We start from the raw sequence: 11,384 nt of genomic DNA, 5'->3' as shown, positions 1-11,384 counted from the left end.
ACACCTAAATCCTAACACCTTCTTATGAACGACCCCCGCATTGACCGGTTAGCCGGCGTACTGCTCGACCATAGCTGCCGGCTGAAGCCGGGCGAGAACATCCTGATCGAGGCGATCGACCTGCCCGACCCCGCGCTGGTCTGCGCGCTGGTCGAAGGCGCCGCCGCACGCGGCGGCGTGCCGCTGGTCACGTGCAAGCAACAGGCCGTGCTGAGGAGCCTGTACCGCAACGCGACCAAGGAAGGGATGCTGCTGGCCGGCGAGTTCGAACGCGCGCGGATGGCCAAGATGGACGCCTACATCGGGGTGCGCGGCGCGGCCAACGCCAGCCAGCTTTCGGACGTTCCCGCCGAGCGGATGGACCTGTACCAGAAGCACTGGTGGCACGCCGTGCACAGCGAGGTGCGTGTCCCCAAGACCAAGTGGGTGGTGCTGCGGTACCCGACCGACTCGTTCGCCCAAGCGGCCAACATGAGCACCGCGGCGTTCGAGGACTTCTACTTCGACGTCTGCACCGCCGACTACGCCGCGATGGGCGAGGCGCAAAAGCCGCTGGTCGCCCGTATGGAGGCGGCGGACCGCGTGAGGATCGTCGCCCCCGGCACGGAGCTGGAGTTCTCTATCAAGGGGATCCCCGTGATCCCCTGCAACGGCGAACGCAACATCCCGGACGGCGAGGTGTTTACCGCGCCCGTGCGCGACAGCGTGAACGGCGTGATCCGTTTCAACACGCAGAGCCGGTATCAGGGGACCGTGTTCAGCGACATCATGTTCGAGTTCAAGGACGGCAAGATCGTCAACGCGACCTCCAGCGACACGACGCGGATCAACCAGATCCTCGACTCCGACGCGGGCGCCCGCTACATCGGCGAGTGGTCGATGGGCACCAACAACCGCGTCCGCCACCCGATGCTCGACACGTTGTTCGACGAGAAGATCGGCGGCAGCTTCCACCTGACGCCCGGCAACGCCTACGACATCGCCGACAACGGCAACGACAGCGTGGTGCACTGGGACCTGGTGTTGATCCAACGCCCCGACTACGGCGGCGGCGAGATCTGGTTCGACGGCGAGCTGCTGCGGAAAGACGGCCGGTTCGTGCCGAAAGACCTGCAGGGGCTGAACGAGGGGCTCTGACGCAAGCAGGTTAACCACGAAGGACGACACGGTTATCCTTCGTGTTACTCGGCGCCCTTCGTGGTTAGAATTTGGCGTGACAGTTCGCGGCTTGGCACTTGGGAGTCTAGCTATGGGTTTGCTTCGGTTTCCTGCTTCGTCTTCCGGTGGGTCGCGGCCGATGTTTGGCGTTGGCCGGCAGCGGGCCAGCGGCGGCGGCATGTCGGGGTTCAAGGTGCGGCTGTTGATTGCGCTTGCGATCGCGGCCTTCGCGCTCATCTCCTACTACGGCCAGCCGGGGGACGAGAACCGCATCACCGGAGAAGAAGAACGCGTCGCCATGCACGACGAGCAGCAGGAAGTGCAGATGGGCCTGCAGGCCAAGCCAGAGTTGGTGCAGATGCACGGCGGCCCCACACGCGACGCGGCCGCCCAGCGCATGGTCTCCGGCATCGGCCAGGAGCTGCTGGGCGCGGTGGACCAGTGGATCGCCGAGCACCACCCCGGTGGCGAGAACCCCTACCGGTTCGAGTTCACGCTGCTGGCCGACCCCAAGACCGTGAACGCGTTCGCGCTGCCCGGCGGGCAGGTGTTCATCACGCAGGCGTTGTTTGACGCGCTAGAAACCGAGGGGCAGCTCGCCGGCGTGCTGGGGCACGAGGTGGGGCACGTGATCGCCCGCCACGGCAACAAGCGGATGGCCAAGCAGCAGCTCTTCAGCGGCCTGGCGGCGGCCGGCGGCGTGGCCGGCGGCGATGTCAACGCACAACGCATGAGCCAGATGATCGCCCAGATGGTGAGCATGAAGTACGGCCGCGACGACGAGCTAGAGAGCGACAAGTGGGGGGTCCGCTTGTGCGAGCTGGCGGGCTACGACCCGCGCGCCATGATCGGCGTCATGAAGGTGCTGGAAGAGGCGTCCGGAAGCGGCGGCCCCCCCGAGATGATGAGCACCCACCCGAAGCCGGCCAACCGTGTGGCGTACATCCAAGGGGTGATCGCGGAGGAGTTCCCGCAGGGGGTGCCAAAGGGGCTGAAACCCTGAGTCCGTGGCAGAAGGTTGCTCGGGAGCAGTCCCTGGGCAGACGCGCTCGCCCAGCGCTAGAGCAAGTCCGACAGATCTACCGAGTCTGGGGGTTCGATCCGCGTTTCCTCTCGCGGCGCGGGTTCGTCGACGTGCTTCATGTCGACGGCCTTCAGCCGTGCCGGCAGGGGCGTGCCGGCTTGATCGATTTGGTAGTAGCGTTCGTACGTGGCTTCGTTGATGCGGGCCTCGCGGATGTAGCCGGTTACGGGGTCGTTCTGCCCGCCCCGCGGCTTGACTTCGACCTGGTCGCCCACGTCGAAGCCTTCGTGCGGCGTCTCGATCCAGAGGGCGGGAAGCACGCGCAACCGGGTTGCGCCGTAGCGCAACACCATGTACCGCCCCTCGCGGGCCTCGTGCCGCCAAACACGGTTGCTGGGTAGCAGCGACCGCGCCGCTTCGACGTCCTCGGGGTGGAGCCACGCGTCGCCGTCCTGGGGCCAGCGGGGGAAATAGCCGTAGCGGGGGACGATCTTCAGGTCGGGGAGTTGGGCTTGTTCGTTCATCGCGGGGACCGGTTGTACGCACGGGAGCGGCTAGGGGGATTATACTGCGCGGCGCCCCATCCCGGCGAACGTGTCGCCCCCGCCAGCGTGCTAGACTCCCAAGGAAAAAATAACCGACGGGCTCCGCCCCGCCGGCGCGATTCGATGCGGGCTGCTCTGCAGAAGCGCGGCGGCGGGGCGGAGCCCGTCGGCTACTGGCTATTGGATCTTGCTGTTTGAGTTTTGCTCCGTACTTCCGACCTTTTGCCCGAGCGACCCTGCCATGCGGTCTGAACAATTCCTCCAGCACCACGGCATCGCGGCCAACCCGTTCGCCGAGGAAGACGCGCAGAACGACCCCGTTTTTAAGAAGCGGTGCCGCGAGTCGATCTACCACCCGGCTTGGGACAAGGTGTTCGGCGACCCGTCCGACCCGGCCACGTCGCTGGTGTTCGGCGAGAAGGGCGCCGGCAAAACCGCGATGCGGATCCAGATGCTGGGCCGGATTGAGGAGCACAACCAGGCCGCGCCCAACGAGCGGGTGTGGGTGGTGCAGTACGACGACTTCAACCCGTTCCTCGACCGCTTCGCCGACCGGTTGCCGGCGCGCAAGCGCAAGGAGCCGGCCAAGGTGCTGGCCGAGTGGAAGCTGTGGGACCACATGGACGCTATCCTGGCGCTCGCGGTCACCGACCTGGTAGACCACGTGCTCGGATCGAACAAGCAACGCGGCACGCGGGTGAACGGCATCGGCAACGTGTCTGCGGCCGCGCGGCTCGACACCGCCCAGAAACGCGACCTGCTGCTGCTGGCCGCCTGCTACGACGACTCTACCGCCGAGCCCTTTACGTCGCGTTGGCGCAGGCTGCGGCGCGTGCTGCGGTTCCCCACCTGGCGTAGCTGGGGCTGGTTCTCGGTCGGCGTGCTGGTGACGGCGGCCGTTGCCGGCGTGGTGGCCGGCACGGGGCACTGGGAATGGCTGCGGTGGATCTGGCCCTACCTGGTCGTGCTAGCGGGCTGGCTCCCTTGGCTGTGGAAGACCTGGAGCCGGCGGCTCGACGCGTCGCGGATCGCCAGCCGCGTGCGTGTGCTGCGTCGCGACCGCCCGTCGCTGAGCGTGCTGCTCAGCTCGCTCCCCGCCAGCGACCTCGAGAACCAGCCGCTCCCCACCAAGCAACGCACCGACGACCGCTACGAGCTGCTGGCCAAGCTGCAGGGGCTGCTACGCTCGCTGGGGTCGACCGGCATGTTGGTGCTGGTGGACCGGGTCGACGAGCCCCACCTGGTGAAGGGCTCCGGCAAGCTGATGCGCGATTTCGTGTGGTCGCTGCTGGACAACAAGTTCCTCAAGCAGCCCGGGCTCGGCGTCAAGCTGCTGCTGCCGGCAGAGCTGTTTGAGAACGTGCAGCGCGAAGACCGCGACTTCCACCAACGCGCCCGGCTCGACAAGCAGAACATGGTGCCGTCGCTCGACTGGACGGGGGAAGCGCTCATCGACCTGACCAACGCCCGCCTGGCCGCGTGCGCCGCCGAGGGGCAGCACCCGACGGTCCGCTCGCTGTTCGCCGACGACATCTCCGACGAGCGGCTGACCGAGGCGTTCCGCTCGCTGCGGACCCCCCGCCACTTGTTCAAGTTCTTGTACCGGCTGATCTCGACCCACTGCGGCAACTACACGGACGACCGCCCCGAGTGGCGGGTCCCGAAGGCGACGTTCGAGACCACCCTGGCGGTTTACGGGCGCGAGCAGGCCGCCACCGACCGCGGCCTGGCCGCGGGTTAGTACAGAATAGCCAATGACCACGCCCGCATGACCAAACCGCGCAGCCGATCGCCTGCGCGGTTCGGTCATTCGGGCTAGGTGATTGCGGCTTGCTGTCGCTCCTGGGGGCGTTGACCGCGCCCGCCCCACAGCCGTACAACGCTGGGCGGAACAGACCCCCCTCCGGGCCGCGGCATAGCATGGAATCTATCCTCGATAAGATCGTCGCCGCCAAGCGCGTCGAGATCCAGCAGGCCAAGGCCGAGAACCCCGAGGGGGACCTGCGCGGGGCCCTCGACAACCTGCCCGCGGCCCGCGACTTCTTCGACGCCCTGGCCGCCGACGGCCCCATCAAGCTGATCGCCGAGATCAAGAAGGCGAGCCCCTCGGCCGGGCTGATCCGTGAAGACTTCGACCCCGCAACGATCGCGTCGACCTACGCACAGCACGGCGCAACCTGCCTGAGCGTGTTGACGGACGAGCAGTTCTTTGCCGGCAGCCTGGAGAACCTGCGGCTGGCGCGCGAGGCGGTTGAGATCCCCGTGCTCCGCAAGGACTTCATCCTCGACAGCTATCAGTTGGTCGAGGCCCGGGTGGCCGGCGCCGACGCGGTGCTGTTGATCGCGGAGTGCCTATCGAACAAGGAGCTCAAGCGGCTGTTCGACGAGGCGATCGACCTCGGGCTGACGCCGCTGGTAGAGCTGTACGACGCCGAGCGGCTTTCCGCCGTGCTGGCGTGCGGCGCCCGCTTGGTGGGGGTGAACAACCGCGACCTGCGCACGTTTGAGGTCGACCTCGACCACACCATCCGCTTGCGGGAACGGATCCCGGCCGATTGCGTGCTGGTGGCCGAGAGCGGCGTCCGCACGCACGCCGACGTGACGCGGCTGGAGCAGGCAGGCGTGAACGCGATCTTGGTCGGCGAGTCGCTGATGCGCGAGGACGATATCGGCGCCGCGGTCGATCGCCTGCTAGGGCGGCCGGGCTTATAGGCGGGGTTGTGTTCAGCCGCGCCGGGGGCGAGGACGCCCCGGCTCGAAAAAAAAAAACGAGTGCGAGCCGGGGCGTCCTCGCCCCCGGCGCGTTTCGCAAGTCCGCCGCCCCGGCCTACGCCACGGGCGGCTTCCCCTTGCCGGCTTGGATGTACGAGCCACGCGAGGCGGCGTACTGATCGGAGGAGGGGAGGGGGGCGTCCGCTTCGTTCTTGCGTGCCGCCTCGAAGAGCCGCTTCAAGAAGGGGCGGCACCAGCCGCATCCGGTGCCGGCGCCGCCGCACTCCGACAGCAGCGAGGGCGCCGCGGGCCGCTCGATCCGCAGGTAGTTCTCTACCTTGCGTCGCGTGACGTGGAAGCAGAGGCAGAGGTCTTCGTCTGGCTGCATGGCGCGGTGTCCAAGAGACGAACAATAAACAAGCGAACTAGCCGACGGGCTCCGCCCCGTCGGGGTGTATCAAAAGCCAGCCGCCCTCCCGCGACGCCCCGACGGGGCGGAGCCCGTCGGCTACGGAGCGATCGGGGACTACTTCAGCGCCTTGGCGACGTCCGTTCGGTAGGCCGCTAGGGCGGGGATGATGCCCGCCGCTACGGCCAGCAGCACCAGCCCTGGCACCAGCATCGCCTCTAGCGGGCTGAACTGGAACAGCCCCAGCGACACCCCGGTCCGCGCCACCACCATCGGCGAGACCGCCGCGATTAGCCCGTGCCCCATCAGCACCCCGGCGGCGCCCCCGACCAGCGCGATCAGGATCGCCTCGAACAAGATAATCATCACCACCGCGGTGCGGCTGGCGCCCAACGCCCGCAGCACCGCGATGTCGTGCGAGCGTTCGCTCATCGAGTTGTAGATGCTCACCAGCACCCCGATGGCGGCCACCAACACCACCAGCACCGTAAGCGCCAGCAGCACCACCTGCAGCGGTGTGACCACCTTCTCAAGCAGCGCGGACACCACCCCGATCGGCGCCACGGCCTGGGCGACGCTCTCGTTGTCTTTATTGATCTGCGTGAGCAGCAGGTTGGGCGCCAGGTCGCTGGTGCATTTGACGAGGATCGAAGTCACCTCGCGGCGGTTCACCGGCAGCGGCTCGATGAGCTCTTCCTTGCTGTCGTAGAGCTCGGCAGGGGGGAGGATCCCCTTGGGGTCGTCAACCAGCGGCTCGGGGGTCGCCCCGCTTTCCGAGACCATGTCTGCCGACAGCGAGTGCCCGCTCTGCAGGTAGAACCCCTCGACATTCACAAACACTGCGCGATCGTTCGCGGTGCCCGTCGGGGCCAAGATGCCGACGATCGTGAAGGGGTCGTGGAAGTCGCCGCCGTCGATGTCGTGGGTCGGGTTGATCGTGTCCCCGACCTTCAGCCCGCTCTGGGCGGCGACCACCGAGCCCAGCACCGACTCGTAGGCGTGGTCCGTGCGGAAGTTGCGCCCCGAAGCAAAGGTGTACCGTTTGGGGGTGCCGTCGGAGGTGGCGCCGTAGGCCAGCTTGTCGAACAGGTCGCTCGTGGTGGCGACCACGCGGAACTGGGCGTCCGAGGCGCGTTCCGGGTTGGGGTAGAAGCTGTCTCCCAGGCAGTAGGGGATGGCTGTCTCGGTGATCTTGGCGAACCGGCCGTCGACGAATTGGCGGTAGTAGCCGTAGGGGATGGGGTACAGCGGCTTGTCGAGGTGGTACACCGTGCTCAGCACGAGCTGCGTGGCGCCCCCCTTGCCCCCGACGATCAGGTGGTAGCCCTGGGCGTCCTGGGAGAACTGGTCGACCGCGGCCGAGTGGACCACCAGCACGCAGATGACCGCCGCCACGCCCAGCGCCATGGAAAACGCGGTGAGCGCAGACGCCAGCCCGCGCTCAAGCATATTCCGCCAAGCAATCTTCCAGTAACTCATACCGCCGCCCCCTGGCCGACCCGATTGATCTTCTCCAGTTGCTCAACGCGGTCGAACTGGTCCGACACCTCGTCGGAATGGGTCACCAGCAGCATGGCGATGTTCTCCTCGGAGCAGCTAGCACGCAGCAGGTCGATGATCTGCTGCTGGTGGGCGGGGTCGATGTTGGCGGTCGGCTCGTCGGCCAGCAGCAGCACCGGGCGGTTGGCGAGCGCCCGGGCCACGGCCACGCGTTGCTGCTCTCCCACCGACAGGGCCGACGGCTTGTGGTGCAGGCGGTGGCCCAGCCCGACGCGCTCCAGCAGGCCGCGGGCGCGGGCGGCGTCGGCCCGTCCGCTGGCGAAGGTCATCCCCAGCATCACGTTCTCTAGCGCGGTAAAGGGCGCCAGCAGGTTGAACGTCTGGAAGACGATGCCGATGTTCTCGGCGCGGAAGCGGTCGCGGACCGCCTCGTTGCGGATGGCGGTGACGTTGTGCCCGCGGATCTCGATCTTGCCCGAATCGATCGTCGTCAGCCCGGCGATCGAGTTGAGCATGGTGGTCTTGCCGCAGCCGCTGCGGCCACGGACCACCACCTGCTCGCCCGCGGCGATGGCGAAATGGGGGACGTCGAGGATCGCGAGCGGCGCGCCGCTCGGCTCTCGGTACGACTTCTGGACGTTTTCTAGTAGCAGCATGGTCCCCAGCTTGTAGTTTGTTCCAAGCAGCGGGGAAAGGGTTACAAACCGTCGGCCGCTAGCACCCGGGGGGCGCCGGCCGGCGGTGATCGGCCCGCGGGGGCTAACACGAAGCAGCGCCTTGCTTTACGCACCGGGTGCGGTTGGGTTCGGGCAAAATCCGAGATTTGTCGGCCCGTTTGGCGCCGCGGATGCAATAGGGCGTGTCAAGAACGACACGGCACGGTCAACAGCTTCCGACTCCAGAATGAAAAGGACTTCGCTCTCAGGACTCTCCAAACTTCTTGCATTTCCGATCCCCTCACTAGGGCCGTTGGGTTTCCCGCAACCCAACGGCCCTCTTGCTTTTGATGGGGCATTCTGCGGCCGCCGCGAGCTTATCGCATAGGCGCGGAGGCGTTCCGAGCTCGCGCCGTCGTGATGCGAACGAGCGTCTCCTGTTGTTTTCGCCTACGGGGGACAGAAGCGTGCAGGGCGATGTAGCCGCCGTTGCTGTCGAGCATTCAGAGCCGCTGAGGTGAGCTGCACCTGGAGCGGATCACGAGCGCGGCGAATCTGCCGAAGATGGTCCAACCCGCGAAAGCCGTCCGTCGCGTCGCTCGGCGACGTGATTAGCCTCGCCCGTCCCACGAGTGACCTAGCGGCCTAGCCGTCCGCTGACGTAGCGGAGTCAGCGCGTCTCAACCGCCAGGCTTGTCGCTTCGGACTTGATCCACTCGAGCACCTTGTCGTCGATAATGATGCGTACGTCGTCCACCCGACGCAGCGTGCACTGATGCGACTTGCCGATCAGATACCACCGCTTCGGTTCGATGCTTAGATCGGAATATGGGATCAGTAAGGGGGGGTGAAAAGTTGAGAACGGAGGCATCAGCTTCAATAATAGCCCTTCGGGAGCCACCCCGACCGTAGTGATGCCGCGGTAGGAGTTCCAGCCGAAATCGCCACCCACCAGAATGATGGTTTGCATCGCCGACTCGGAGTAGCTCGGCAATTGCTCGCTCACGCGGTAGGCGCTAGCGAGGCGACCCCACCGTCTCGCGTTTGCTTTGTACATACCGGCGATCAAGGCAATTACAAAGCCGACTCCCACGGATTGAACCAGCAGTGTTTCGATCATCTATCGCCCTCCTCGGGATCGAATTGCTCATGCCGCCGAAGCCTGTCGGCGATCCGCCTGCGGATTTGGTCTGCATCGTGTTCCGACTGGTTCGGGAAGAACGGCAAGTCATCGATTGCTACGCCCATTCTCGCTAACGCAAACCGCCAATCGTCCGCGTCGCCGGCGTTGTTCAGGATCGGCGACGGACGCCGCAGGAACAGCTCCTGGATCCACGCCGCTGCGGGCGCGCCGCCGGGACCGAGGCGAGCGAATCCTGAGCGAACGCCCTCAACCAAGCGCCGCCGCCCACTCCAACTCGGGACCCGAAGCGCTGTTTCGAGTGCAGCCTCGAGGACCGGCACCGCCCGAGCCGGCCCAAGATCGGCCACACGCGCGATAAATGGTGCGGCCTCCGTATAAATCGCGGGGGTTTCCCAGATCGCTAGGTGCGTGGCGGTCGGTTCGGCGAACGCGCCGACGGGCAGACTCGCCAGCCGCTCTGCTAGCCAGCGCCGCAGACTCGGTGAAGAGTGATCCATCACGATCCGTTTGGCGAAGGCGTCACGCATCGTCACTGGCGTGTGGCGTTCGGAATAGACGTTCGTCAGTTGCTCTTCAAGGTCACGTACGCGGTGGTCGGAAACGATCTGTGCGATCAGCAGATGGTCTCTCTCGTTCGCATCGAAGAGGAAGAGTCCCAGATAACGCCGCGCCATGTCGATCCGGACCGGCGTCGCATCCGGGTCATCCATAGCTTGTTGGACCTGTTGACGCAGCAGGTCGATCGCTCCGGCGTCCTGACGTGGCATGGGAAGCCTGAGGGCGGCAAGCAAGGCCGGCTCGAGTCGGAGCGATCGGTCGCCCAAACTGAGCCGCTCTCGGCCGACACGGAACGACGCGTTGGAGATCATGCCCGCCCCCCACTGAACGTCGAACCCGAGGTAGAAGACCCGAGCTGGCGCCGCGGTTTCGACATAGCTCCTCCGGAAGCGGATCGCGCCAGTCGCATCGCTGATTGTGACTCTGCGGACGCGGGCCGTGGGATCGTTGGAGCGATCCTCAAACCGAATGACCCAATCCGCCGCCTCGGCACTTACCGGCTCCGCAGTGCGTAGACGCTCCGTGTCGCTTAGCCGCACCGCCCAATCCGCCTCGACGGCCTTCATCGCTGTGAAAAAGTTGCGTCCGGCGTGCTTCCGCACTAGCGTCGGGTGTTCGCGGACGAGGCGCCCCGGACCGGTCGGAAACAGGCCGGGCTCGCGATCCGCCTCCGCTGGTTCCAGAGCGTAGCCTGCCACGCACGGTTCCTCGAAGCGGTTGTCACGATTGGAACTGACCAAGGTCGTGCTCCGGACGCCCGGACAGTCGAGTAACGCCAGACACAGGTAATCGCATTCCGGCTCGCCGCGGCGGTGGGGCATCTCGATGCGGACGTGACCGTCGATCTCGAGAGGGGCCCCGGCCTGAACATCCGGCAACAACTGGGACTCGTATGCCGTGATCGCCCGGAGACGGCCTGGTTGCATAGCTGCCCAACCCAGGACCAACGCTACGCACAATGCTGCCGGCAGAAATGCGGTGGGAGATTTCGTAGGTGACAGCCGACGAATCACCGCCGCACCGGCGAGATAAACAAACGCCGTGGGCGCAGCCGTTAGAATGAGCCCGGGAACGATCAAGGCCACATAGCCCAACACCACAATCCCGGGGGCCGCCAGTGCTATGGCCGCCAGTCCGCCAGTGACTGTCAGGGCGTACTTCAACCGACATTCCCCCACCCTCGAGGCCTCCGATCAGCCGCACGCTCGGCACAACCGCTTCCATCGCTACGTCCGACGGCGCAGCGATGGGCTTTGCACAGCCGCCGCCATGAAGACTAGCTCAGCGCCCGAAAGCTGGGAGCGAAACTCGTATGCCGACCCCTTATCACTTTGGCGAGGTCCGTCCGCGTAAGGCCGTAGTGGCCCCCCTACCAGACCGAGGGTCGCGTAGGGCAGCAGTTGGTCGGCGGCTGGGCGCCTCGAACTATCTGCGGAGGTCTTTGCCGAGTTTGGACACCGCTGCGAGCTGGCCGAGCCGGCCAACTGCCGCGGATGGTGCAACATCGCTCAGTTGCCCATTCGGGATCGCGAGTGAGGTGAGCTGCACCGCCGCGGGCTCGAGGATGGCCCCAGAGCGGGAATCTGGTCCGCCGCCAGCGACTTCACGATCAGTCAGGTATGCAGCGGCGTGGGGACCTCAGAAGCGTCGAGGCGATCCAATTCGCGTTCTATTCTGA

10 protein-coding genes are annotated in these 11,384 nt (G+C 66.1%); 4 read left to right on the top strand and 6 right to left on the bottom strand.

Annotated features, from left to right (window positions below):
* Positions 1–24 precede the first annotated feature (24 nt).
* Together Pla175_RS20935 and Pla175_RS20930 are read left to right on the top strand one after the other, a co-directional pair.
* Entirely contained in the window at positions 25–1,137 is a 1,113-nt protein-coding gene (locus Pla175_RS20935) for an aminopeptidase (RefSeq protein WP_145290106.1), read from the top strand.
* A 160-nt stretch (positions 1,138–1,297) separates the two neighbouring features.
* Positions 1,298–2,161: a M48 family metalloprotease gene (locus Pla175_RS20930; RefSeq protein WP_231954003.1), complete on the top strand. Its 864-nt coding sequence runs from the start codon at positions 1,298–1,300 to the stop codon at positions 2,159–2,161.
* A gap of 56 nt (positions 2,162–2,217) precedes the next feature.
* Here the strand turns inward: Pla175_RS20930 and Pla175_RS20925 are convergent, their stop codons facing one another.
* The gene (locus tag Pla175_RS20925) at positions 2,218–2,706 is read right to left on the bottom strand and encodes a DUF6960 family protein (RefSeq protein ID WP_145290103.1); all 489 of its coding nucleotides are present in this window, start codon (positions 2,704–2,706) and stop codon (positions 2,218–2,220) included.
* Positions 2,707–2,968: 262 nt separating this feature from the next.
* On the opposite strand from Pla175_RS20925, the gene Pla175_RS20920 reads away from it, so the two are divergent.
* Together Pla175_RS20920 and trpC are read left to right on the top strand one after the other, a co-directional pair.
* Positions 2,969–4,468, top strand: a complete 1,500-nt coding sequence (locus tag Pla175_RS20920; protein WP_145290099.1) for a hypothetical protein — start codon at positions 2,969–2,971, stop codon at positions 4,466–4,468.
* 179 nt (positions 4,469–4,647) lie between these two features.
* On the top strand, positions 4,648–5,439 hold the full coding sequence (gene trpC / locus Pla175_RS20915; protein ID WP_145290095.1) for an indole-3-glycerol phosphate synthase TrpC: 792 nt from the start codon (positions 4,648–4,650) through the stop codon (positions 5,437–5,439).
* A 115-nt stretch (positions 5,440–5,554) separates the two neighbouring features.
* Here the strand turns inward: trpC and Pla175_RS20910 are convergent, their stop codons facing one another.
* The 5 genes from Pla175_RS20910 to Pla175_RS20890 form a co-directional block, all read right to left on the bottom strand.
* A complete protein-coding gene (locus tag Pla175_RS20910; protein WP_145290092.1) occupies positions 5,555–5,827 on the bottom strand; it encodes a (2Fe-2S)-binding protein in 273 nt (90 codons plus the stop codon).
* 138 nt (positions 5,828–5,965) lie between these two features.
* Positions 5,966–7,327: an ABC transporter permease gene (locus tag Pla175_RS20905; RefSeq protein WP_145290088.1), complete on the bottom strand. Its 1,362-nt coding sequence runs from the start codon at positions 7,325–7,327 to the stop codon at positions 5,966–5,968.
* Positions 7,324–8,004 carry an ABC transporter ATP-binding protein gene (locus Pla175_RS20900; protein ID WP_145290085.1) on the bottom strand — a complete coding sequence of 227 codons (681 nt, stop codon included), beginning with the start codon at positions 8,002–8,004 and terminating at the stop codon, positions 7,324–7,326. Before Pla175_RS20900 ends, Pla175_RS20905 begins: the two co-directional genes overlap by 4 nt.
* Positions 8,005–8,674: 670 nt before the next feature.
* Positions 8,675–9,124, bottom strand: coding sequence for a hypothetical protein (locus Pla175_RS20895; RefSeq protein WP_145290080.1), 450 nt, complete (start codon positions 9,122–9,124; stop codon positions 8,675–8,677).
* Complete coding sequence (locus Pla175_RS20890; protein WP_145290077.1) at positions 9,121–10,869, bottom strand: hypothetical protein; 1,749 nt, start codon at positions 10,867–10,869, stop codon at positions 9,121–9,123. Before Pla175_RS20890 ends, Pla175_RS20895 begins: the two co-directional genes overlap by 4 nt.
* Positions 10,870–11,384 lie beyond the last annotated feature (515 nt).

The sequence above is a fragment of the Pirellulimonas nuda genome, assembly GCF_007750855.1.
Lineage (GTDB): Bacteria > Planctomycetota > Planctomycetia > Pirellulales > Lacipirellulaceae > Pirellulimonas > Pirellulimonas nuda.
The sequence above is the reverse complement of the archived record's forward strand: the minus strand, read 5'-3'. Positions and strand labels throughout refer to the sequence as shown.

What these genes read in the sequence shown, in the direction of transcription:
- Pla175_RS20920 (WP_145290099.1), top strand. Translation starts at nt 2,969, where the DNA reads ATGCGGTCTGAACAATTCCTCCAGCACCACGGCATCGCGGCCAACCCG.
- Pla175_RS20900 (WP_145290085.1), bottom strand. Translation starts at nt 8,004, where the DNA reads ATGCTGCTACTAGAAAACGTCCAGAAGTCGTACCGAGAGCCGAGCGGC.
- Pla175_RS20905 (WP_145290088.1), bottom strand. Translation starts at nt 7,327, where the DNA reads ATGAGTTACTGGAAGATTGCTTGGCGGAATATGCTTGAGCGCGGGCTG.
- Pla175_RS20925 (WP_145290103.1), bottom strand. Translation starts at nt 2,706, where the DNA reads ATGAACGAACAAGCCCAACTCCCCGACCTGAAGATCGTCCCCCGCTAC.
- trpC (WP_145290095.1), top strand. Translation starts at nt 4,648, where the DNA reads ATGGAATCTATCCTCGATAAGATCGTCGCCGCCAAGCGCGTCGAGATC.
- Pla175_RS20895 (WP_145290080.1), bottom strand. Translation starts at nt 9,124, where the DNA reads ATGATCGAAACACTGCTGGTTCAATCCGTGGGAGTCGGCTTTGTAATT.
- Pla175_RS20910 (WP_145290092.1), bottom strand. Translation starts at nt 5,827, where the DNA reads ATGCAGCCAGACGAAGACCTCTGCCTCTGCTTCCACGTCACGCGACGC.
- Pla175_RS20930 (WP_231954003.1), top strand. Translation starts at nt 1,298, where the DNA reads ATGTTTGGCGTTGGCCGGCAGCGGGCCAGCGGCGGCGGCATGTCGGGG.
- Pla175_RS20935 (WP_145290106.1), top strand. Translation starts at nt 25, where the DNA reads ATGAACGACCCCCGCATTGACCGGTTAGCCGGCGTACTGCTCGACCAT.